The sequence below is a fragment of the Achromobacter sp. ESBL13 genome, assembly GCF_036668755.1.
Classification (GTDB): Bacteria; Pseudomonadota; Gammaproteobacteria; order Burkholderiales; family Burkholderiaceae_B; genus Achromobacter.
This window is the reverse complement of the sequence record NZ_JAZEVT010000001.1, coordinates 1654244-1676710: the sequence shown is the minus strand read 5'-3', so window position 1 is coordinate 1676710 and position 22467 is coordinate 1654244. Positions and strand designations below refer to the sequence as shown.

General features: G+C 63.6%; 17 protein-coding genes and 1 tRNA gene. 11 read left to right on the top strand and 7 right to left on the bottom strand.

Features of this window, described 5'->3' with window-relative positions; all coding sequences use genetic code 11:
- Positions 1–83: 83 nt before the first annotated feature.
- Positions 84–749 (top strand): phosphoribosylglycinamide formyltransferase, encoded by a 666-nt coding sequence (purN, locus tag V6F88_RS07455; protein ID WP_332608666.1) that lies wholly within the window; start codon positions 84–86, stop codon positions 747–749.
- A 1339-nt stretch (positions 750–2088) separates the two neighbouring features.
- Positions 2089–3564 carry an RsmB/NOP family class I SAM-dependent RNA methyltransferase gene (locus V6F88_RS07450; RefSeq protein WP_332608963.1) on the top strand — a complete coding sequence of 492 codons (1476 nt, stop codon included), beginning with the start codon at positions 2089–2091 and terminating at the stop codon, positions 3562–3564.
- Between the two features lie 106 nt (positions 3565–3670).
- Here V6F88_RS07450 and V6F88_RS07445 read toward each other — a convergent pair whose 3' ends face one another.
- Positions 3671–4066, bottom strand: coding sequence for a hypothetical protein (locus tag V6F88_RS07445; protein ID WP_332608665.1), 396 nt, complete (start codon positions 4064–4066; stop codon positions 3671–3673).
- A 359-nt stretch (positions 4067–4425) separates the two neighbouring features.
- On the opposite strand from V6F88_RS07445, the gene V6F88_RS07440 reads away from it, so the two are divergent.
- Genes V6F88_RS07440 through V6F88_RS07430 form a run of 3 tightly spaced genes read left to right on the top strand, consistent with a single transcriptional unit; the run spans position 4426 to position 8233 of the window.
- On the top strand, positions 4426–5634 hold the full coding sequence (locus V6F88_RS07440) for a DesA family fatty acid desaturase (protein WP_332608664.1): 1209 nt from the start codon (positions 4426–4428) through the stop codon (positions 5632–5634).
- Positions 5631–7925, top strand: a complete 2295-nt coding sequence (locus tag V6F88_RS07435; RefSeq protein ID WP_104144452.1) for a UvrD-helicase domain-containing protein — start codon at positions 5631–5633, stop codon at positions 7923–7925. Before V6F88_RS07440 ends, V6F88_RS07435 begins: the two co-directional genes overlap by 4 nt.
- A 2-nt stretch (positions 7926–7927) precedes the next feature.
- On the top strand, positions 7928–8233 hold the full coding sequence (locus V6F88_RS07430) for a chorismate mutase (protein WP_332608663.1): 306 nt from the start codon (positions 7928–7930) through the stop codon (positions 8231–8233).
- Between the two features lie 109 nt (positions 8234–8342).
- On the opposite strand, the gene V6F88_RS07425 is transcribed toward V6F88_RS07430, so the two are convergent.
- The 5 genes from V6F88_RS07425 to dapC all read right to left on the bottom strand — a co-directional run bounded on the left by V6F88_RS07425 (position 8343) and on the right by dapC (position 14450).
- Positions 8343–10277, bottom strand: coding sequence for an ABC-F family ATP-binding cassette domain-containing protein (locus tag V6F88_RS07425; RefSeq protein ID WP_332608662.1), 1935 nt, complete (start codon positions 10275–10277; stop codon positions 8343–8345).
- Complete coding sequence (gene prmB / locus V6F88_RS07420; RefSeq protein ID WP_332608661.1) at positions 10274–11170, bottom strand: 50S ribosomal protein L3 N(5)-glutamine methyltransferase; 897 nt, start codon at positions 11168–11170, stop codon at positions 10274–10276. The genes V6F88_RS07425 and prmB overlap by 4 nt, the downstream gene beginning before the upstream one ends.
- 101 nt (positions 11171–11271) lie before the next feature.
- Positions 11272–12408, bottom strand: a complete 1137-nt coding sequence (gene dapE / locus V6F88_RS07415; RefSeq protein WP_332608660.1) for a succinyl-diaminopimelate desuccinylase — start codon at positions 12406–12408, stop codon at positions 11272–11274.
- Positions 12408–13229, bottom strand: a complete 822-nt coding sequence (gene dapD, locus V6F88_RS07410; RefSeq protein ID WP_046804657.1) for a 2,3,4,5-tetrahydropyridine-2,6-dicarboxylate N-succinyltransferase — start codon at positions 13227–13229, stop codon at positions 12408–12410. Before dapD ends, dapE begins: the two co-directional genes overlap by 1 nt.
- Before the next feature lie 24 nt (positions 13230–13253).
- Positions 13254–14450: a succinyldiaminopimelate transaminase gene (gene dapC, locus V6F88_RS07405; protein WP_332608659.1), complete on the bottom strand. Its 1197-nt coding sequence runs from the start codon at positions 14448–14450 to the stop codon at positions 13254–13256.
- Between the two features lie 47 nt (positions 14451–14497).
- On the opposite strand from dapC, the gene V6F88_RS07400 reads away from it, so the two are divergent.
- Positions 14498–14584: transfer RNA gene (locus tag V6F88_RS07400), tRNA-Leu, on the top strand.
- 315 nt (positions 14585–14899) lie between these two features.
- Here V6F88_RS07400 and V6F88_RS07395 read toward each other — a convergent pair.
- Positions 14900–15136, bottom strand: a complete 237-nt coding sequence (locus tag V6F88_RS07395; protein WP_332608658.1) for a toluene tolerance protein — start codon at positions 15134–15136, stop codon at positions 14900–14902.
- Between the two features lie 500 nt (positions 15137–15636).
- Between V6F88_RS07395 and V6F88_RS07390 the strand changes: the two genes are divergently transcribed.
- Genes V6F88_RS07390 through V6F88_RS07370 form a run of 5 tightly spaced genes read left to right on the top strand, consistent with a single transcriptional unit; the run spans position 15637 to position 22454 of the window.
- On the top strand, positions 15637–17094 hold the full coding sequence (locus V6F88_RS07390; protein WP_332608657.1) for an MFS transporter: 1458 nt from the start codon (positions 15637–15639) through the stop codon (positions 17092–17094).
- Entirely contained in the window at positions 17091–18632 is a 1542-nt protein-coding gene (locus tag V6F88_RS07385; RefSeq protein WP_332608656.1) for an FGGY family carbohydrate kinase, read from the top strand. The genes V6F88_RS07390 and V6F88_RS07385 overlap by 4 nt, the downstream gene beginning before the upstream one ends.
- Positions 18629–20308 (top strand): glycerol-3-phosphate dehydrogenase/oxidase, encoded by a 1680-nt coding sequence (locus V6F88_RS07380; RefSeq protein ID WP_332608655.1) that lies wholly within the window; start codon positions 18629–18631, stop codon positions 20306–20308. Before V6F88_RS07385 ends, V6F88_RS07380 begins: the two co-directional genes overlap by 4 nt.
- Complete coding sequence (locus tag V6F88_RS07375; RefSeq protein ID WP_332608654.1) at positions 20305–21867, top strand: FAD-binding oxidoreductase; 1563 nt, start codon at positions 20305–20307, stop codon at positions 21865–21867. Before V6F88_RS07380 ends, V6F88_RS07375 begins: the two co-directional genes overlap by 4 nt.
- Before the next feature lie 2 nt (positions 21868–21869).
- Positions 21870–22454, top strand: a complete 585-nt coding sequence (locus tag V6F88_RS07370; RefSeq protein WP_332608653.1) for a glycerol-3-phosphate responsive antiterminator — start codon at positions 21870–21872, stop codon at positions 22452–22454.
- Positions 22455–22467: the final 13 nt, after the last annotated feature.

The following is a 22467-nucleotide window of genomic DNA, read 5'->3' as shown; positions in this document are numbered from 1 at the left end:
GGGAAGAGGGCGGACAAGCCCGTTGCGCCAAGCGAACCGCGTCCCAGCCGGGCGCGTTGGGGGTCATCATTGGATTCTTTATCTTGCCGGAAACACAACTTTCTAAGCGCCGCCTTGTCATCCTGATTTCAGGGCGGGGCAGCAACATGCAGGCGCTGGCCGAGGCCTGCCGAAATGAGGGCTGGCCAGCTGACATCGCCGCCGTCATCGCCAGCCGTCCTGACGCGGGCGGCCTGGAGTGGGCGGCTGCCCAGGGCATTCCCACCGCGGCCCTGTATCACAAGGACTACGCCAGCCGGGATGCTTTCGATGCCGCGCTGGCCGCGGAAATCGACCGCTATGCGCCCGATTACGTCATCCTGGCCGGCTTCATGCGCGTGCTGACGCCGGGTTTCGTCAACCATTACGCCGGGCGGCTGGTCAATATTCACCCGTCGTTGCTTCCGGCGTTTCCCGGCCTGCATACTCACGCCCAAGCGCTGGCGACGGGCGTGCGCGTGCACGGCTGCACCGTGCATTTCGTGACTCCGGTCCTGGACCACGGCCCGATCATTGCGCAGGGCTGTGTGCCGGTTCTGGCCGGTGATACGCCCGACCTGCTGGCCAACCGCGTACTGGCAGTGGAACATCAGGCTTTTCCGGCTGCCGTGCGTTGGTTGGCGGAAGGCCGGGTTACCCTGACAACCGACCATCGAGTGGACGTGCAGGGGGACCCCGCACGCCTTTTCACCTGGTCGCCGGCCGCCTGAGCGGCCCCGAATCGCATTTACCGGGCGGAACTCCTTCGCCCCACTGGAACACACCATGACTAAACCCCAATCTCCGCGTTCTCGTCCGGCAGGCTCCCCGAGGGCCGCTTCCGAAGGGCGCGACGGTCGGTCCTTTTTCTCGCGTCCCAAGGGCGAAGCCCGCGAGGCGCCGGCCCGCGAGCAGCGTACCGAGCGTGGGCGCGATGAGCGTCCTGCCCGCGACGCGGGACGCCCGGCGCCGCGCCCGTCGTTTGAGGCCCAGCGTGGCGAAGGCCGCGCGGGGGCGCGCGGCGAGCGTGGCGATCGCGGCTCGTTCGGGGGCGACCGCCGGGAAGGGCAGGGCCAGGGTCGCCCGGCCCCCCGCCCGTCTTACGACGCTCCGCGCGGCGAAAACCGGGGCGGTGAGCGCGGTTCCTATGGCGCGGAGCGCCGTGGCGGCCAGGGACAAGGCCAAGGCCGCGCGGATTCGCGTCCGTCCTATGGCAACGGCCCGCGCGGCGAGAATCGTGGCGGCGAACGTGCTTCCTATGGTTCGGAACGTCGTGGTGAACACGGGCAAGGCCAAGGCCGCGCGGATTCGCGTCCGTCCTATGGCAACGGCCCGCGCGGCGAGAATCGTGGCGGCGAACGTGCCTCCTATGGTTCGGAACGTCGTGGTGAACAGGGTCAAGGCCAAGGCCGCCAGGATTCGCGTCCGTCCTACGGCAACGGCCCGCGTGGCGAGAATCGTGGCGGCGAGCGTGCTTCCTATGGTTCGGACCGTCGTGGTGAACACGGGCAAGGCCAGGGCCGCGCGGATTCGCGTCCGTCCTACGGCAACGGCCCGCGTGGCGAGAATCGTGGCGGCGAACGTGCTTCCTATGGTTCGGAACGTCGTGGTGAACACGGGCAAGGCCAGGGCCGCCCGGATTCCCGTCCGTCCTACGGCAACGGCCCGCGTGGCGAGAATCGTGGCGGCGAACGTGCTTCCTATGGTTCGGACCGTCGTGGTGAACATGGGCAAGGCCAGGGCCGCCCGGATTCCCGCCCGTCCTACGGCAACGGCCCGCGCGGAGAAAGCCGTGGTGAGCACCGTGGCGGCGAGCGTGGTTCGTATGGCGCCGAGCGCCACGAAGGTCAGCCGCGCTCGTCGTACGACGGCCCCCGTGGCGATGATCGCGGCGAACGCGGCGAACGCGGCGAACGCGGCGAACGCGGCGAACGGGGCGAACGCGGCCAGTATGCCGGGTCGCGCGGTGGTGAAGCCGGGCAGGGCAATCGCGACCAGACGTCGCAAAAGCCGCAGTTCAACCGTCCGCGCCAATCGTACGCGGCCATCCGCATCGACCAGGTCCAGCGCGTGCTGGGCGAAATCCTGCAATGGACCTATCCGGCCGACGCCGCGCTGTCGCACTGGCTGCGCCACCACCCGAACCTGGGCGCGCGCGATCGGTCCGAGGTCGCCGAAGCCGTCTACGACGTGCTGCGACACCTGCGCCGCTACCGCCAATTCGGCGAAAGCGGCGTGGGCCCCGCGTCGCGTCGCCTGGCCATTCTTGGCCTGAACGCCACCCTGGGCGCCGAAGCGCTGGAAGAGGGCCTGGACGCCGCCGAAGCCGAATGGCTCAAGCGTGTGTCGCAGATCGATTTGTCCACCTTGCCGCGCGCCGTGCGGGGAAGCATCCCTGATTGGCTCGACGAGCGCTTGGCGCTGATGGACAGCCCGGACACGCTGGTCGAAGCGCTGAACCGCCAGGCCAGCCTGGATCTGCGCGTCAACCCCCTTAAGGTCGAACGCGATGCCATGCTGGCGGAGCTGCAACAAAGTGCAGGCCGCTACGAGCCCGTCGCCATGCCGTTTTCGCCGTGGGGCATCCGCATGGAAGGGCGTCCGGCGATCAATCGCTGGCCGCAATTTGAAAACGGCAGCATCGAAGTCCAGGACGAAGGCAGCCAGCTGCTTGCCCTGTTGGTCGCGCCGCGCCGTGGCGAAATGATCATCGATTTTTGCGCCGGCGCCGGCGGCAAGACGCTGCTGCTGGGCGCGCTGATGCGCTCTACCGGCCGCCTCTACGCGTTTGACGTGTCGGCCGCGCGCCTGGCCCGTGCCAAGCCGCGCTTTGCGCGCAGCGGTCTGTCGAACGTGGTGCCTGTTGTGATCGACAGCGAGAACGACGCCCGCGTGAAGCGCCTGGCCGGCAAGGCGCAGCGCGTGCTGGTGGACGCACCGTGCAGCGGTATTGGCACCTTGCGCCGCAATCCCGACCTGAAGTGGCGCCAGCACCCGCAGGCGCTGGCCGAACTGGGCCAGCTGCAGGAACGCATCCTGAACAGCGCTGCGCGATGCGTGGCGCCGGGCGGACGTCTGGTCTACGCCACGTGCAGCCTGCTGGCAGAGGAAAACGAAGTGCAGGCCGAGCGCTTCCTGGCCAGCCATCCCGACTTTGAACGCGTGGACGCGGCCGAGATTCTGGCTTCGCGATGCGAAAGCCTGAAGCTTGAAGGCCCGTATCTGCAACTGCGTCCTGACGTGCACGGCACGGACGGCTTCTTCGCGGCGGTGTTCGAGCGCAAAAAGAAGGGCGCGGCGACCGATACGGTGGCGGATGCGGAGGCGATTGCGGGGGCGGATGTGGCTGCCGAAGCCGTCGACGCCGATCTGCTGGAAGACGGCACCCTTGATGAGAAATCGGATCGGGTACCTGAAACGGCGATCGCGACGGCAGCCGATGATTCAGAGGTTGGGGACGATGCCGAGTTGATTCCTGAGCCGGCAGCATCTGAGGCGGTATCCGAGCCGGTCACTGACACGGGTAAGCAGGACAAACCCGCCTGACGCTTTGGTCAATCGGCTACACCGGTTGGTAGGCGGGTCTTGCGATCTTCGGATCGCTTCCCGCTTGCCGGGCCCAGCTTGCCGGGCCCAGCTTACCGAGCCCAGCTTACCGGGCGGGGGCGACGCCCACGGTGGCGCTATAGCGCCGCGTGCCCAGCGTCTTGTTCTGGTATTTCACTTCCCAGGCCAGTGTGTCGGCACCCGGCTGATCCGCGGCGTACACCACCTGCGACACCGGCACGGCCTTGTAAGCGCACCGGCCGCTGTCACTGGACTGGCCCCGCGTCTGCACGATGCTGGCCTTGCCCAGCGTCGGGTTTTGCGTAATCACCACTCGGGGCGCCCGCAGCGCCAGGCAGTCGGATCCCCGTATCTCGTAATACGACGCCAGCACGGTCACATCGCCGGACTTCAAGTTCTGCGCCAGCGCGGGTGCGTGGACGGCCAGCACCGTCACCGCCAGGGTCGAAAACAATAAGGGACAGGTTTTTCTGGACAGCATGAGTGGGGCAAAAGAGACAGTTTTGAATCCCATCAAGCGCAACAGACGGGGGCTTGCATGGCGCCTCGTCGGGGGGCACGCCGTTTGCTGACAGGAACTTTAGTACCGGAATGTAGCCAAAACCTGGTGTCTTGGCGAATACCCCCCACATAGAAGGGGTAGCCGGCCCAAAGCGCCGTCTACGCGCTGGACTGGCCTCGCGATCTGCCTGAAGCGGTCGCGAGTGAGGTTTTTTGTGCGCAGAAATCGGGGCTTAGTCCTTGATTTCGCTCAAAAACTATTTTGAAACTACCTTGTCATAAGTCGGCAAAGGTAAGCTAAACTTCAGGCACTTAACAAGCGAGGCTCATAACAGCTTTATGGATTACATCCTCTCCTTCATTGCCGGTGGTCTGACCCAAGCCTCTTGGTGGCAGATCGTCGTATTCACCTTGGTCGTGACGCACATCACGATTGTTGCGGTCACCGTCTTTCTCCATCGCAGCCAAGCGCACCGCGGTCTGGATCTCCATCCTGCCGTCATGCATTTCTTCCGCTTCTGGCTCTGGATGACGACCGGTATGGTCACCAAGGAATGGGTTGCCATTCACCGCAAGCACCACGCCAAGTGCGAAAAGGAAGGCGATCCTCACTCGCCCATGCTGTTCGGCATCTGGAAGGTGCTGTTCCGCGGCGCGGAGCTGTATCGCGAAGAATCGAACAACAAGGAAACCATGGCCAAATTCGGTCACGGTACGCCTGACGACTGGCTCGAACGCAACGTCTACAGCAAGCACAGCTTGTGGGGCGTGTTGTCCATGCTCGCCATCGACGTCGCCCTGTTCGGCGCGGTCGGCGTGACGGTGTGGGCGGTTCAGATGGCCTGGATTCCCTTCTGGGCAGCCGGCGTCGTCAACGGTATCGGCCACTATTGGGGCTACCGCAACTACAACAGCCCGGACACCAGCACCAACGTGTTCCCGTGGGGCATCGTGATTGGCGGCGAAGAGCTGCACAACAACCACCACGCTCACGGCACGTCGGCCAAGTTCTCGGCCAAGTGGTACGAATTCGACATCGGCTGGTGCTACATCAACATCCTGAAGTTCTTCGGCCTGGCCAAGATCAAGAAGGTTGCACCCAAGCTCAAGCTGGATGACAGCCGTACCGGCATCGACCTGCGCACGTTGCAAGGCGTGATCACCCACCGCTACGAAGTCATGGCCCGCTACGCGGACGTGATCAAGAGCGCCGCTCGCGAAGAGATGAACAAGCTGAAGGCCTCGCGCCAGGAAGGCAACGCAGATTGCGACTACACCAAGTTGCGTCAGGTGCGTCGTGCCATCCACCGCAACGAGGAAATCCTCCAGCCTGAACAGCTTGCCGCCGTGGATAACGCCATTGCCAAAAACAAGTCGTTGTCGACTCTGGTGCAGATGCGTCGTGAACTCGGCCGCATCTGGGAAAGCTCCAGCGCCAGCAGCGAACAGCTTCTTCATGACCTGCAGGCCTGGTGCCAGCGCGCCCAGCAAAGCGGCATCGCCGGGCTCGAGCAATTCGCTCAACATCTGCGCCGCTACGCGGCATGATGCTAGAGAAGCTCAACCCTGAACAACGCGCCGCAGTAACGTTAGAACCGCAGCACGCCCTGGTCTTGGCCGGGGCGGGCAGCGGCAAGACCCGGGTACTGACTACCCGCATGGCCTGGCTGATTCAAACCGGCCAGGCTTCGCCTTTTGGGCTTCTGGCGGTCACGTTCACCAATAAGGCCGCGCGCGAAATGCTGGCGCGTATGTCGGCAATCTTGCCGATCGATACGCGCGGCTTGTGGATCGGCACCTTTCACGGCCTTTGCAACCGCATGCTGCGTGCGCACCACCGCGACGCCGGCTTGCCGCAAAGCTTCCAGATTCTGGATGTGACGGATCAGCTTGCCGCCATCAAGCGCCTGATGAAGGCCAATGGCGTCGACGACGAAAAGTACCCGCCCCGGGATGTGCAGCGCTTTATCAACGGCGCCAAGGAAGAAGGCCTTCGTCCGCAAGACGTCGAGGCCTATGACGCCCATCGCCGCCGCCTGATCGAAATCTATCAGCTGTACGAAGCCCAGTGCCAACGCGAAGGCGTGGTCGATTTCGCTGAGCTGCTGCTGCGCGCCTACGAACTGCTGTCGCGCAATGCCCCGGTACGCGAGCACTACCAGCGCCGCTTCCGCCATATTTTGGTCGACGAGTTCCAAGACACCAACACGCTGCAATACAAGTGGCTGCGCCTGCTGGCCGGCGGTGGCGCGGCCATTTTTGCCGTGGGCGACGACGACCAATCCATCTATGCGTTCCGGGGCGCGAACGTCGGCAATATGTCCGACTTCGAGCGCGACTACGCGCACGGCACCGTCATACGCCTTGAGCAGAATTACCGCTCGTTCGGGCATATCCTGGATTCCGCCAATGCGCTCATCGGTCACAACAGCGGCCGCCTGGGCAAGAATCTTTGGACGGATCAGGGCGAAGGTGAACCGGTGCGCGTCATCGAACAGCCGTCCGACGGCATGGAAGCCCAATGGATCGTGGACGAAATCCGTTCGCTGATCCACGACGGCAGCCTGCGCCGCGAGATCGCCGTGCTGTATCGCAGCAACGCCCAGTCGCGCGTGATCGAGCACGCCATCTTCTCGGCCGGTATTCCGTACAAGGTCTACGGCGGCCTGCGCTTCTTTGAACGCCAGGAAATCAAGCACGCGCTGGCGTACTTGCGCCTGATGGCCAATCCGCATGACGACACGTCGTGGATGCGGGTCGTCAATTTCCCGACGCGCGGCATCGGCGCGCGCACGCTCGAGCAACTGGCCGATGCGGCCCGCGCGCACGACACCAGCCTGTACGGCGCGGTGGCCCTGGTCGCCGGCAAGGGCGGTTCCAACCTCGCGCAGTTCGCCCAGCTGATCCATCGCCTGATCGAAGAAACGCGCGATCTGCCGCTGCCCGAAATGGTCGAGCACATGCTCGAAACCAGTGGTCTGAACGCCCACTACAAGGCAGAGCGCGAAGGCGCCGAGCGGCTTGAAAACTTGAACGAATTGATCACGGCGGCAGCCGTGTTCGCGTCAGAAGAAAATTACGACGGCATGCCTGCCGGCGTGGTGCCCGATCAGGCCACGTCGTCCACGCTGATGCCCGGCGTGGTCGATGCGCCCATCGTGGCCTCTGACGGCCTGACGCCGTTGGCGGCGTTCCTGTCGCATGCTGCGCTTGAGGCCGGCGATAACCAGGCCCAACAAGGCCAGGACGCCGTCCAGCTCATGACGGTGCACGCCGCCAAAGGACTGGAGTTTGACGCCGTCTTCATCACCGGCCTTGAAGAAGGCCTGTTCCCGCACGAGAACAGCATTCTTGAGCAATCCGGGCTGGAAGAAGAGCGGCGCCTGATGTACGTGGCGATCACGCGTGCACGGCAGCGTTTGTACATCAGCCTGGCGCAAAGCCGGATGCTGCATGGCCAGACGCGCTACGCGATGCGTTCACGCTTTCTGGACGAGATTCCCGAAGAGCATCTGAAGTGGTTGTCACCCAAGGCCGGCTTGGCGCCGGTCAGCAGCACGGGCGCCGGCTGGGGCGGCGGCAATCGGGGCGATGCCTTCGGCCGCAAAGCCACCAATACCATTGCGCCGCGTCAACCTCGGGGCATCGCAAGCGGTGTCACGGTGGGCGACAAGCAGTATCGTGTGGGTCAGGGCGTGCATCACGCGCGGTTTGGCGATGGCACGATTATTGGCTTGAGCGGCGCTGGACAGGACGCCCAGGCAGAAATCCAGTTTCGCGACGTGGGCGCCAAGACCTTGGCGCTGGGTATCGCGAAGCTTGATATTGTTCAGGGTTAAACATGGCCAACAACGAGTCTCCGAAAGCCGAGCTGGCGTCCCTGCGCGCCGAGGTCGATGAAATCGACCAGCAGATCATGCTGCTGTTGGGCGTGCGGTTTCGCTGCACGGACATGATTGGTGAATTGAAAACCAATCACGGAATGGACCTGGTGGACCCGCAACGGGAAAGCCAACAAGTCGAACGCATTCGTCGCCTGGCGGAAGAGGCCGGCGTGCCGCCCGCGTTGGCCGAGTCCATCCTGCGCGAGGTAATCGACACCGTGATCGATCACCACACCCGCTTGCGCGAACGTCCGTACTCGTAGTGATAAAACGGGGGCCAGTCGGCCCCCGTTTTCCATCCTTGATCTCAGCGGTTTGGGCAGTTTGGACTGTGCCGCTGTCGCGGGCTTTGCAGCCGTTTCAGCCCTGCGGTCATGCCTCGCTTTGATCGATCTCTTCCAGGGACCCCTGGATTTCCAGCCATTGTTCTTCCAGTTCGTCCATGCGCTTGCCGTGTTCGCCGTGCTCGGCCATGACCTTCTGGCGTTCGGCGCGGCGGGCGTCCGAATACAAATCTGCGTCGGCAATGACGGCGTCCAGCGCGTGCAATTTGACGCGCAGCTTTTCCATCTCGGCCTCGACCTTGGCCAACTTTGACTCCAGCGGTTTGCGCAGCGCGGATAGGCGTTGGCGTTGTTCGGCTTCAGCGCGGCGTTGCGCCTTGCGGTCCACGACGGGTTCGCCGCCCTCGGCATTTTCGCGCGCGGCTTCGGCGCGTTCGCCGGCGTTGCGGGCAGCCAGCCAGTCGCGGTAGTCCTCCAGGTCGCCATCAAATTCACGTACGGCGCCGTCCGCGACGATCCAGAAGCTGTCCACGGTGGTGCGCAGCAGATGCCGGTCGTGCGACACCAGCAGCATGCTGCCGCCGAAGTCGGCAAGTGCGGCCGCAAGGGCTTCGCGCGTTTCGACATCCAAGTGGTTGCTGGGTTCGTCAAGCAGCAGCAGATTGGGCTTTTGCCAGACGATCAAGGACAGCGCCAGGCGCGCCTTTTCCCCGCCTGACATCGGGCCGACTTTGCTGGTGACGGTGTCGCCGGAAAAACCGAAGCCGCCCAGGTAATTGCGTAGCTCTTGTTCGCGCGTTTCCGGCGCCAGCCGCGCCAGATGGGCGATGGGGGTGCTGTCCACGTCCAGCATATCCAGCTGGTGCTGATGAAAGTAGCCAATCGCCAAGCCACGGGACGCGCGCCGTTCGCCGGCTTGCACGGGGATCTCTTCAGCCAGCGTCTTGATCAGGGTACTTTTGCCGGCGCCGTTGGCGCCTAGCACGCCGACACGGCTGCCCGCGCGCACCATCAAGGTCACATCGCGCAGAATCGGAATGGCGTTGCCTGCCGCGTCCGTATACCCGGCCGACAGGTGTTCCAGCGTCAACAGCGGGTCCGGCACCTGATCGGGCGAGGGGATGCGGATGTCGATGCCGGCTTCGGCATGCAGCGGCGCCAGCACCTGCATGCGGGCCAGCGCCTTGACGCGGCTTTGCGCCTGCTTGGCCTTGGAGGCCTTGGCCTTGAAGCGGTCGATAAAGCCTTGCAGGCGGGCCGTCTCGCGCGTCTGGCGTTCGTAGGCGATGTTTGTCTGGCGCAGGCGCTCGGCGCGTTGCGTCAGGAAATCACCGTAGCCACCGCGATACCGCACCAGTTTGGCGTGGTCGAAATGCAGGATGGACTTGGCCACCGCGTCCAGGAATTCCGTGTCGTGGGAAATCAGCATGACGGTGCCCGGATAGGCCCCCAGCCATTTCTCCAGCCACAGCATGGCGTCCAAATCCAGGTGGTTGGTGGGTTCGTCCAGCAGCAGCAATTCGGAAGGGGCCATCAGCGCGCTGGCCAGTGCCAGGCGCATGCGCCAGCCGCCCGAGAAGCTTTCGACCGGCAGCATCCATTCGTTGGGCTTGAAGCCCAGGCCGGCCAGCAACTGCTCGGCGCGCGAGGCGGCGCTCCAGGCGCCGGCTTCGATCAGCGCCGCTTCCACTTCGGCGATTTGCGTGCCTTGGTCGTCCGTCAGTTCGGCGCGGCGCGCCTGCAATTCGCGCAGATGCGTGTCGCCGTCGATGACAAATTCGCGGGCAGGGCGGTCGTCGGCGTCCAACTCTTGCTTGACGCTGGCAATGCGCCAGCCCGCCGGCAGGTTCACGGTGCCGGCGTCCAGGTCCAGCGCGCCGGTCAGCAGCGCGAACAGCGAGGACTTGCCCGCGCCGTTCTTGCCCACGATGCCGACGCGCTCGCCGGGGTGTACGACGAATTCAGCGCCGTCCAACAGCACTTTCGTGCCGCGGCGCAGGGTTAATCCAGTGGCGCGTATCACAGGCTGAGTTGCTCTCGGGTAAGCAGCAGGATCTGGTCCGACGCTTCTTCCGTGTCCAGCCAGACGGGCGACAGCTGCGGGAAGGCGGCTTCGAAGAAGTCGCGCTCGTGACCGATCTCAAGCACGATCACGCCTTCAGGTGCCAGGTACTGTGGCGCCGACGCCAGGATGCGCCGCACCAGGTCCATGCCGTCGTCGCCACCAGCCAAGGCCAGCTGCGGCTCATGACGGTATTCCTGCGGCAGCACGTCCATCGAACCGCTGTTCACATAAGGCGGATTGCAGATGATGACGTCGTACTGGCAAGCCGGCAGATTGTCGAAGAGGTTGCTGGCATGCAGGTCCAGACGGTCGGCCAAGCCGTAGTCGTCGACGTTGCGCCGGGCAACTTCCAACGCATCGGCCGACACGTCCACCGCGTCAATGTGGGCGTTGGGGAAGGCCATGGCCGACAGGATGGCCAGGCAACCCGACCCGGTGCACATGTCCAGCACATTTTCCACGGCGTAAGGGTCCTGGACCCACGGCGACAGCCCCGCGTCCAGCAGTTCGGCAATGGGCGAACGCGGCACGATGACGCGCTGGTCCACGTAGAAGCGGTGGCCGCGTAGCCAGGCTTCGTTGGTCAGGTAGGCCGCCGGCACGCGCTCGGTCACGCGGCGTTCCAGCAGGTCCAGCACGCGGTCGCGTTCTTCACGGACCACGCGCGCGTCCAGGAACGGTTCAAGCGTGTCCAGCGGCAGGTGCAGGGCGTGCAGCGTCAGATAGACGGCTTCGTCCCAAGCGTTATCGCTGCCGTGTCCCAGCGCCACCTGGGCGCTATTCAGGCGCGACACGCCATAGCGGATAAGGTCGCGCAGCGTCAGCAATTCTTGGCGGGCGGATTGATACATAACAGGCCTTATATCCCCCGTCCAGCATGCCGAACCGGGAAAAACGCGCCCCCTGGGAAGGGGGCAGAGCGCTTGCGCGGCGAGCGCAGCGCGGGGACTTTTTATTTCAGCAGAAGATTTTCCAGCGTCCGCCGATAGATATTCTTCAGCGGCTCCAGCGAAGCCACTTCGACGCGCTCATTCACTTTGTGGATCGTGGCGTTGCCAGGACCGAACTCGATCACCTGCGGGCAGATCTTGGCGATGAAGCGACCGTCCGATGTGCCACCCGTGGTGGACAGCTCGGCGGTCACGCCGGTTTCGCTGAGAATTGCCTGCACCAGCGCGTCGGTCAACGAGCCGCGCGGGGTCAGGAAGGGCTCGCCGCCCAAGTCCCAGTCCAGCTCGTATTCCAGACCGTGCCTGTCCAGCACGGCGTGCACGCGCGTCTTCAGGCTTTCGGGCGTGCTGGCCGTGGAGAAACGGAAGTTGAACAGCGCAACCGCTTCGCCGGGGACTACGTTGGTGGCGCCGGTGCCCGAGTTCAGATTCGACACCTGGAACGTCGTGGGCGGAAAATACTCGTTGCCCTGGTCCCATTCAATCGAGACGATTTCGGCCAACGCGGGCGACAACTGGTGCACGGGGTTGCGCGCCAGATGCGGGTAGGCGACGTGGCCCTGGATGCCCTTGACCGTCAACTTGCCCGACAGCGAGCCGCGGCGACCATTCTTGCAAGTGTCGCCCAGTACGTCGCCCGAGGTTGGTTCGCCGACGATGCAGTAATCCAGCTTTTCGCCGCGCGCCTTCAATGCGTCGCAGACGATGGCGGTGCCGTCGATGGACGGGCCTTCTTCGTCGGACGTGATCAGCAGCGCGATCGAACCGTCATGCTGCGGGTGGGCCGCCACGAATTCCTCGGCCGCCACCACAAAGGCAGCAATCGAGCTTTTCATGTCGGCCGCCCCACGGCCGTACAGCCAGCCGTCGCGTTCAGTGGGCACGAAAGGGTCGCTATCCCACTTTTCGCGCGGACCCGGAGGCACCACATCGGTGTGACCGGCGAACACGGTCAACGGCGCGGCGCTGCCGCGACGGGCCCACAGATTGGTGACGCCGCCCTGTGCGATGGTTTCGCACGTGAAGCCGATGCGCTCGAGCCGGGCGGCCAACGCCGCCTGGCAGTCTTCATCCGCCGGCGTGACCGACGGGCGGGCGATCAGGTCCTTGACCAGATCCAGTACGGCTGACGTGCTCATTACGCCCTCAGCAGATCATTGATGCTGGTCTTGGCGCGCGTTTGCGCGTCGACACGCTTGACGATGACGGCGCAAGCCAGGCTGTGCGAGCCGTCCGCCGACGGCAGCGAGCCCGGCACCACGACGGAACCGGACGGCACGCGGCCGTAGGTGATCTTGCCCGTAGCGCGATCAAAAATCTTGGTGCTTTGCGACAGGAACACGCCCATGGCCAAAACCGAGTTTTCTTCGACGATCACGCCTTCGACGACTTCCGAACGGGCGCCGATGAAGCAGTTGTCTTCGATGATGGTGGGGTTGGCTTGCAGGGGTTCCAGCACGCCGCCGATGCCCACGCCACCCGACAGGTGCACGTTCTTGCCGATCTGCGCGCACGAGCCGACGGTGGCCCAGGTGTCAACCATGGTGCCTTCGTCAACGTAGGCACCAATGTTCACGTAGGAGGGCATCAGCACGACGTTGCGGCCAATGAACGCGCCACGGCGGGCAACGGCGGGCGGCACCACGCGGTAGCCGCCTTGCTTGAAGGCGTTGTCGCCGTATTCCGAAAACTTGAGCGGCACCTTGTCGTAGAACTGCAGCGGTGCCTGGCCCATGATGGCGTTTTCGTTCAGGCGGAACGACAGCAGCACGGCCTTTTTGATCCACTGGTGCACGACCCAGTCGTCGTTGATTTTCTCAGCCACGCGCAGGCGGCCCAGATCCAGCCCGTCGATGGTGTGTTCCACCGCTTCGCGCACTTCGGCGCTGGCGTCGGAGGGAGTCAGGTTGGTCCGGTCGTCCCAGGCTTTTTCGATGGTGGTCTGCAGGTCGAGAGTCATAGCGGCTCAGCTTTTAAAGGTTGATCAAACAGAAGTATGTACAAAATGGGCGATGCGTTCGGCTGCTTGCACGCAATCAGCCAAAGGCGCCACCAACGCAATACGGATGCGGCCGTGGCCGGGATTCACGCCATGCGCTTCCCGCGCCAGGAAACTGCCCGGCAGAACGGTAACACCGGTACGGCCATAAAGGTCGCGCACAAACGCCGTATCCGAGCCCGGCGTGGCCGCCCATAGGTAGAAAGAGGCTTTCGGGCGTGACACATCCAGCACGTTTTCGAGTATGGGGACGACCGCGTCGAATTTTTCGCGATACAGGCGGCGGTTGTCTTTCACGTGCGCCTCGTCGGCCCAGGCCGCGATGCTGGCCGCCGACACCAGGGGGCTCATGGCACTGCCATGATACGTGCGATACAACAGGAAGCGGCCGATCAGCGCGGCGTCGCCCGCCACAAAACCCGACCGCAAACCCGGCACGTTGGACCGCTTGGACAAGCTGGAAAACGCCACCAGATTGCGGTAGTCGTCCCGGCCCAGGCGGCGCGCCGCCTGCAGGCTGCCCAGGGGCGCATCACCTTCGTCCAGATAAATCTCGGAATAGCATTCATCCGATGCAATCACAAAGCCGTAACGGTCGGACAGCTTGAAGAGGACTTCCCATTCGTCCAGCGACATGACGTTACCGGCCGGGTTGCCCGGCGAGCACACGAACACCAGCCGGGTCTTCTTCCACACGGCATCCGGCACCTGGTTCCAGTCGCTGGAAAAATTGCGCAACGGGTCGGCGTTGACGAAGTAGGGCGTGGCGCCGGCCAGCAGCGTCGCACCTTCGTAAATCTGATAGAACGGGTTGGGGCAGATCACAACCGACGCAGCGGACGGGTCAATCACGGTCTGGGTAAAAGCGAACAGGGCTTCGCGCGAACCCAGCGCCGGCAGGACCTGCGTGTCGGCGTCAGGGGCGGGAATGCTGTAACGGCGCGCCAGCCAAGCGGAAATCGCCTGGCGCAGCGCCGGATCGCCCTTGGTTGACGGGTACACGGAAAGCCCACCCATCTGTCCGCGAATTGCCTGCGCCACGCACTCGGGTGCGGCGTGCTTGGGCTCGCCAATCGACAAGTTGATAGGCGTCAGGCCGTTCTGCTGCGCGTCGGCGGAAGCCAGCAACGCACGCAGTTTTTCGAACGGGTAGGGGTGTAAAGCATCGAGGCGCGGATTCATGACGCAAGATTTTAACAAGCAAGCTACAATAGCGGGCTTGACCTTTAGCGAAGGTGGCGAAATTGGTAGACGCACCAGGTTTAGGTCCTGACGCCGTAACAGGTGTAGGGGTTCGAGTCCCCTCCTTCGCACCATACAACTGAAAGCCGTTGCCGGCCTCCCGGGCCACATTGATGGCATCCAGGGCCACGTTGTTGGCCCACAAGGGCTTTTGCATCAACGGCTTAGTGGGAAAGAGAAAGAGAAAGAGAAAGCGAAAAGGTAAGCGAAAAGGAAACTGAAAGCGAAAGGTAGGCGCCGGCTGACTGCCGATAATAATTAGAATTTGCAGTCTTTCAGCCCCATCTTGGCCCCATCCTTTGCACGCTTTGCATGGCCACGCGCCAGCGCCGTTGATACCCCGGTTAGTTAGCTAACTGGCTGCACCAACGGCGGCGTTCAATCAGCTATCAGTTCTTGACCTTGATACGGTCGCGACGCTTTTCGGTTCTGGGTTCGACATCGCGGCCCAGTTCTACGTCCATCAGGATGGCGGCATGGACTTTGGCGCGGCTGGCTTCAATGCGTGGCACGCATGCCCAGCCACGGTCGGCGGCTACCAACAATTTCTTGTCCAGTTCCTGATGGCGCCGACGCTTGTTTTCCGTCGACATATTGCTGAGTTCTTGGTCGGTGATTAAGCGCATGGGTTTCTCCTTGGTGAAACGATGTTGCGAGGGACGTGGGTGTTGGGCAAAGACCTGCGCCTGCGTGGTGGAGCACGCGTGCGCCCGCATGGCGCGTGTGTATGCCACGTTGCGCCATGATGTGTTTTTGTTATTCGGGAATGGAGCGCGGCCGGGAATCGTTCGGCCCGCAGGGTGACGCCAAGATCAAAGAGCGGGCGTAGTTTGACAGCTTATATATTTATTGCAAGTCATTGAAAAATAAGAAGAAAAAGATATAAAAACCCCGCGTTCCATATACTTTCCGGCCGCTTTGGATACTTTCTATGCACCTGCATCAAGCAAAGCCGATATGCCGCGCGGAACAGGGTTTATCCTGATGCCCGCAAGGCTTGACACCCCTTTGCCCAGCCCATAAAGTCACCGCACAGATTTAGATAAAAGACCATCTGTAGGGTGGTCTTTTATTGCGCGCAGTTTGCGTCGACCTCTTACAGAAATAATTCCAAGAGGAGACGACTGTGCAATCATCGACCGTAAAAATACGTGGCATCGACGATGTCATCGCTTTTATCGATTCACGGCCCGGTATCACCGGGCGGGCAGGCCTGATCTGGTGGCTGGCCCTGGGTGGACTGTTCCTGGATGCGTTTGCCAACTCCGCGCTAAGCGCGGGCCTGGGTCCCATGACGCGCGACCTGGGCCTTGCGGCCGGTCAAGTCGCCCTGATGACCTCGTTTGCCGCGTGGGTGGCCATTGCGTTCAATCCCATCGGCGGCTGGATGGCGGATCGTTGGGGCCGGATCCGGCCCTTGGTCATCGCAAAATTCCTGGCTGTCATCGGCGCGTTGCTGGTGATGTTTGCGCCCAGCTTCGAAGTCATTCTGGTCGGCCGGTTTTTCGTAGGTGCTGCCTACGGGATCGACTTCGCCATCGCGATGGCCGTCCTGGCCGAATTCACCCCGCTTAAATTCAAAAGCCGCCTCAATACCTGGCAGGGCATGTGGTACACGGCCGTGTGCACGAACCTGCTGCTGGCCCTGTTGTTTTTCTCGTGGGATGTGGGCGATTCGATCTGGCGTTACTCGGTCGCGGCCACCGCCGTCTTCGCGGTCGTGATCCTGCTGCTGCAAATGCGCTATATGGTCGAAAGCCCGATCTGGCTGGCCCGCAAAGAGCGTGTCGAGCAGGCGGCGCGCGCCATGACGCGCATCTACGGGCAGCCCTTCGCGGCGGCGCCGATGCACGAGCGTGTGCCGGTGGTCAACCAGGCCAAGCGCGGCATTGCCAACGTGTTGTTGATCTTTCGCGGCGTTTACCTGCCGCGCACGATCCTGGCGGCAACGGTCCAGATCGGCCAGTCGATCCAGTACTTCGCCGTGGGCTGGTACCTGCCCTTGATCAGCGCCGCGCTGTTTGGCAAGGACTTTGTCTTCGCCACCATCGGCGCGTTGGTGTTCAACGTGTTCGGCATTTTCGGCGGGTTTCTGTCGCCGTACATCGGCCGCAAGCTGGGCCTGCGCCGCGCATCGGCATTCGGCTTTGCCGCGGTGTTTCTGATGCTGCTGATCCTTGGTACCTTCCACGGCAAGATGCCGCTGTGGCTGGCCGTCGTGGTGCCGTCGCTGTTCATCCTGTTCCATTCGGGCGGACCGGGTGCCAACGGCAAGAGCCTGTCGTCGCTGTCGTTCCGTAGTGAACTGCGCGCGGGCGCCAACGGCATCATCGGCGCGCTCGGTTCCACGGGCGCCGCGATCGGACTGCTGGTGTTTCCGCTGTTCCGCGAAAACTATGGCCTTGAAAAGACCTTCCTGATTCTCTCGATAGTGCCGCTGATCGCCAGCATCATCTGCTTCGTGATCAAGTGGGACCCCACCCGCACCACCATCAATCCGGACAACGAAGCCGACGCGCCCCAGTTCAAGGACGACGCCGTGCTGCCTGCCCTGGACCCCGCCATTGGGAAAGCCTCGCGATGACGAACAACAAAGTGATTCTGGCCATAGACGAGGGCACGTCCGGCACGCGGGCGGCCACGGTGTCACGGGACGGCCATGTGTCTTGCCTGCAATACGTGGCGCTGCATGTTGACTCGCCCCGGCCAGGTGTTGTGGAGCAGGACGCCAACGATATCCTCGACCGCACCGTCCAGGTCTGCCGGGATGCCATCGCCCAAGCGATCGCCGAGGGGCAGGAGATCGTTGCGCTGGCGCTGGCCACACAACGTGCCACGGCGGTGCTGTGGGACACGCAGACAGGGCGCGCGCTGGTGCCGGCCATGGTCTGGCAGGACACGCGCTTCGTCGACGAACTGGACCAATTGGCGCCGGAATGGGACGCCCGGCTGCGAGAGCGCGTGGGTCGGCCGGTGGGGGTGCGCTCGTTGTATCTATGGGCGGCGCGCCATCTGCGCGATTCGCCGCTTGTTGCCCAGGCTTGCCAAGAGAAGCGCTTGGCGTTCGGCACCGTGGACACGTGGTTGCTGTGGCATTTTTCACAGCGGCGCGAATGCGTGACTACGCCCACGAACGCCACCTCCGCCGGCGCCTATGTGCTTGCGGACCATCGCTACTACCTGGAATGGGTGCAGGAGCTTGGCTTTCCGCACGAGCTGCTGCCGACCCTGCGTCAGGACGCGGATGATTTCGGACGGACGCGCCCGGCGCTTTTGGGTATCGACGTGCCGATCCTGGCGTCTGCCGGCGACCAGCACGCGGGCGCCATCGGCCTGGGTTGCCTGGACCGGGGGCAAGCCATGTGCGTGCATGGCACGGGCAGCTTCGTGGACCTGGTCATCGGCACCGAAACTCCCTTGGAAGCCGGCATGTCCGACGGGTCGTTGACGATGACGGCCCGGCGGCAGTCAGGCGTGTCGCACTTCGCGGTCGAGACTTTTGTGGCAACGACCGGATCGGCATTGAACTGGGTGTGCGAAAAGCTCAAGTGGTTCAAGGACGCGCACGAGATCAGCGCGTTGGCCGAAACGGTGAACGCGTCGAACGGCGTGACCTTCGTGCCGGCCTTGACCGGGCTGCGCGTGCCCCGGATGGAAGCCGCGGCCCGCGCGTCGTTGACGGGCGTATCGATGGCCACGACGCAGGCCGAAGTGGCCTACGCCATTCTGGAAGGCATTGCGCATTCCGTCGCCAGCTGCATCGAAGCGGACGAGCAGGCGTCCGGCGTGCGCGTGTCCGAACTGGTCGTGGGCGGTGGCCTGTCGCGCAGCGACCCCTTGTTGCAGATTCAAGCGGACTTGATCGGCATTCCCATACGCCGCATGCAGGAGGCCGACCGCGCCAGCCTGCGCGGCATCGCGTACCTGGCGGGCTCGTCCGGCCTGTTGTGGCCTTCATTGCACGAGGCGTGCAAAACCATCGTGACCGACGCCGTGTTTCAGCCTGCCGTTGACGCCGACGAACGCCGCCGCCGCCGCGCCCTGTGGCACGCCCGAGTGGGCTCGGAATTGGGCCACGTCAAACAGTTCAAGCAAGACAACCAGGAGGCATTGCACAAATGATCGGGTGGCTATCCAGAAAGCCCAGGAAGGACCGGGCCGACATGACCAGCACCGAACCCCTGCGCCTGAACCGGCACGAACAGCTGGATCGCTTGGGCAGCGAGCAGTTCGACATCCTGATCGTGGGGGGCGGCATCACCGGCGCCTATGCCGCGCTGGACGCCGCCTTGCGCGGCTATCGCGTGGCGTTGATCGAAAAGGATGATTTTGCTTCGGGCACCTCGTCCAAATCCTCGAAGATGGTGCATGGGGGCTTGCGCTATATCGAACAGGGCAACCTGGGTTTGGTGCGGCATTCCCTGCATGAACGCCAACGGCTGCGGCGCAACGCGCGGCATCTGGTGCAGCGGCTGCCGTTTCTTTTTCCCATCCTGGAACGCGACGGGGTTTTCGACAAGCGCTTGTCCAAGGCGTTTGAAAGCCTGCTGTGGACGTATGACGTGGCCGGCGGATGGCGCGAAGGCATCCTGCACCAGAAGCTGACGGCGGCCGAAGTGCTGTCGCATTGCCCCACGTTCAAGGAAGACGGCCTGCTGGGTGGTTTCCTGTATTACGACGCCCGCGTTGACGATGCGCGCCTGACGCTGACGGTGGCGCGCACCGCCGCCTTTCACGGCGCGGCGGTGGCCAATCATGCCAAGGCGGTCGAGGTCACGCGTGACACGCACGGCAAGGTAGATGGCGCGATCATCCACGCGGATAACAAAGAAATCCGCGCGCGCGCCCGAGTCGTCATCATGGCGACGGGCGTTTGGCTACGCGACTGGACCGGCGCGAAAAAGGGCGATGAACCCGTCCTGCACGTGCGCCCGGCCAAGGGTGTGCACGTGGCGGTGCCCTGGATAAAGGTCCGCAACGACTGCACGGTGACCATTCCCGTGCCGGGTCGCAGCCGTCGCGCCACGATCACGCGCTGGGGCGACGTGTCATACCTGGGTACCACCGACGAAGACTACGAAGGAAACCTCGACGACGTGTACTGCACGCGGCGCGAACTGGACTTCCTGCTGGAAGGCGCGCGCTCGGCGCTCAAAACCGATCTGCAAGCCGAAGACGTGGTGGGCAGCATCGCCGGCTGTCGCCCGCTGGTGGCGCCGCCCGGGGGCAAAACGCTGGAGATCAAGCGCAACCACGAAATTCGCGTGTCCGGCGACGGGCTGGTGACGATCGTGGGCGGCAAACTGACCACGTCGCGGCATATGGCGGAACAGACCATTGACGCCGCGCAACAGGTGCTGGGGCAGCGCAATGCCTGCCAGACCAAGAAGGCCTATCTGCTGGGCGCCGCCGGCTACGACCCGCAAGCCATCGTGGCCTCTGGCGGCCTGTCGGCGCATCTGGGTGAACGCTATGGCACCGAGGCGCGTTTTGTCAGCGACTTGATGCAGGCGTCGCCGGCTTTGGTGACGCCGATTGTCGACGGCTTGCCCTATACCGAAGCCGAGGTGCTTTACGCGGTGCGTCACGAAATGGCCGGCACCGTTGAAGACGTGTTGGCCAGGCGCATGCGCACGCGCCTGATGGCGCGCGACGCGTCCGCGCTTGCCGCCGGCCGTGTCGGACAGATCTTGCAGGCGGAACTCGGTTTGCCGCCCGCCACCATCGCGCAGCAGGTGAACGACTACCTGGCTGCCATCAAGCACGAAAAATCCATACTCATGGGAGACGAACAATGATCAGCAAAGAAGCCATCAAGCGCGGCTACAACCGTGGTAATTACGTCGTGGGCGCACACACGCCGCCTGCCTATGCCGCCACCTTGACGGACGCAGGCGCCGGCACCGAACCCGGCCTGCAAAGCGACCCCGTGCGCGTCACCGAAGCGCAGGTCGATGCCCTGCGGCATGTCGCCGACAACGTCATGACGGCCACGGCCGACGTCGTGGCCTGGACGCGCGATTGGTGGGCGGGGTCCATGGTGTCCGAAACCGGCGGCAAGCCCGCGACGCCGCAGGCGGTGATCGTGACGGTGTCGTCGGTGCAGCAGGTGCAGGCGGTCATGCGTTACGCCAACGCCGAGGCCATCCCGGTCACGGTGTCGGCGGGGCGCAGCAATGTCACGGGGGCCGCCTTGCCCGTGCGCGGGGGCATCGTGCTGGACGTATGCCAGTTGAACAAGCTGATCGGCGTGGACCGCGAAAGCCAGATCGTGGAAGTCGAAGCGGGCATGTTCGGCGACGTCTTTGAACAGACCATCCAGAATGAATACGGGCTGACGATGGGCCATTGGCCGTCGTCGTTCGGCATCAGCACGGTGGGAGGCTGGGCGGCTTGCCGGGGGGCAGGGCAGCTGTCCACGCGCTACGGCAAGATCGAAGACATGGTGTTCGGCATGGACGTCGTGCTGGCCGACGGCAGCCTGATCACGGTGGGCGGCTATTCCCGCGCGGCGGTGGGCTCGGACCTGCAGCAGCTTTTCATCGGCTCTGAAGGCACGCTGGGCGTAATCGTGCGGTTGCGACTCAAGCTGCATCGCTTGCCTGACTATGGCCGCGCCATCGCGTACGGTTTCAAAACGTTTGCCATCGGCCTGGACGCGTGCCGCGAGATCATGCAGCGCGGCGCCAACCCTGCCGCCTTGCGCCTGTATGACGAGCTGGAAAGCGGGGTGCAGTTCAATCGACCCGACCTGAACGTGCTGCTGGTGGCAGACGAGGGCGCGCGCCAGATCGTGGACGCCGTCATGCAGATCAGCGAAGGCGTCTGCGTAGAACTGGGCGAAAAGCTGGACGGCGATGCCATCTTTGAACGCTGGCTGGAAACGCGCTATCTGACCGGCAAAAGCGCCGAGGGCTTCAAGCGCAGCCCGGGCTTCGTGGCGGACACGCTTGAGATGTCGGGCCGCTGGAGCGACCTGTCCGCCATTTACAGCGAGGTGGTGGCGGCGGTGAACGCGGTGCCCGGCACGCTGGCGGGCTCCGCGCACCAGTCGCATGCTTACGTCGACGGGGCCTGCCTGTATTTTTCGCTGCGTGGCGACGTCGAGGTGGAGCGGCGCGCCCAGTGGTATCGCGCCGCATGGGATGCGGCCAACGCCGTGCTGATTAAATACAATGCGGCGCTCAGCCATCATCACGGCGTGGGCCTGCTGCGGGCGCCTTACATGCAGGAATCGTTGGGTAGCGCTTTCAACGTGCTGCTTGCGGTCAAGCGCCAGCTGGACCCGCAGAACATACTTAATCCCGGCAAGCTGGGCTTGAGCGATCAACGCCATTACGGTCAGGAAAGTCGATAACCATGGATAGGTCATTTGGGGCATGCCTGGCGCGTCATCCGGTCATTGCGACGCTTTATGGGCTTGAGCAAATCAACACGTTCGTGGGCAGCGTGGCCGAGATCGGCATCGTGGCCAACGTTGAATTGCGCAAGCTGGCGCCGGTCATCGCCACCTTGAACCGCGCGGGCAAATTCGCAATCGTCAATATCGACAGTTGCGAAGGCCTGTCGCAGGACAAGGGCGGGGTGGAATACCTGGCCGACATCGGTGTGGCCAGCCTGGTTTCAACCCGCGTGGCTACCATTCAGCGCGCCAACCGGGCGGGTATGGTCACGATGCAAAAGGTGTTCGTGACCGACCGTTCCACCTGGCCGCGCAGCGTCAAGGCGCTGGAACAAAGCGACCCCAACCTGGTGCAATTGATGCCTGCGCCGATGCTGGCGCACATGGCCGCCCAAGACCTCAAAGCCCTGCCGCCCATCGTGGCGTCGGGCTTTGTCTGCAACCAGGCGGATATCGCGTCGGCGATGAAGCATGGCGCGGTAGGGGTGTCGACCAGCGATCCACAGTTGTGGAGCCTGGAGGGCCGGCAGCTCAAGAGCTGAAAAAGCGGGTCAT

Bases quoted from the DNA above. Each gene is read 5' to 3' on its own strand.
- V6F88_RS07445 (WP_332608665.1), bottom strand. From the start codon at position 4,066: ATGCTGTCCAGAAAAACCTGTCCCTTATTGTTTTCGACCCTGGCGGTG.
- V6F88_RS07440 (WP_332608664.1), top strand. From the start codon at position 4,426: ATGGATTACATCCTCTCCTTCATTGCCGGTGGTCTGACCCAAGCCTCT.
- V6F88_RS07435 (WP_104144452.1), top strand. From the start codon at position 5,631: ATGATGCTAGAGAAGCTCAACCCTGAACAACGCGCCGCAGTAACGTTA.
- V6F88_RS07430 (WP_332608663.1), top strand. From the start codon at position 7,928: ATGGCCAACAACGAGTCTCCGAAAGCCGAGCTGGCGTCCCTGCGCGCC.
- prmB (WP_332608661.1), bottom strand. From the start codon at position 11,170: ATGTATCAATCCGCCCGCCAAGAATTGCTGACGCTGCGCGACCTTATC.
- dapE (WP_332608660.1), bottom strand. From the start codon at position 12,408: ATGAGCACGTCAGCCGTACTGGATCTGGTCAAGGACCTGATCGCCCGC.
- dapD (WP_046804657.1), bottom strand. From the start codon at position 13,229: ATGACTCTCGACCTGCAGACCACCATCGAAAAAGCCTGGGACGACCGG.
- dapC (WP_332608659.1), bottom strand. From the start codon at position 14,450: ATGAATCCGCGCCTCGATGCTTTACACCCCTACCCGTTCGAAAAACTG.
- V6F88_RS07395 (WP_332608658.1), bottom strand. From the start codon at position 15,136: ATGCGCTTAATCACCGACCAAGAACTCAGCAATATGTCGACGGAAAAC.
- V6F88_RS07385 (WP_332608656.1), top strand. From the start codon at position 17,091: ATGACGAACAACAAAGTGATTCTGGCCATAGACGAGGGCACGTCCGGC.
- V6F88_RS07380 (WP_332608655.1), top strand. From the start codon at position 18,629: ATGATCGGGTGGCTATCCAGAAAGCCCAGGAAGGACCGGGCCGACATG.
- V6F88_RS07375 (WP_332608654.1), top strand. From the start codon at position 20,305: ATGATCAGCAAAGAAGCCATCAAGCGCGGCTACAACCGTGGTAATTAC.
- V6F88_RS07370 (WP_332608653.1), top strand. From the start codon at position 21,870: ATGGATAGGTCATTTGGGGCATGCCTGGCGCGTCATCCGGTCATTGCG.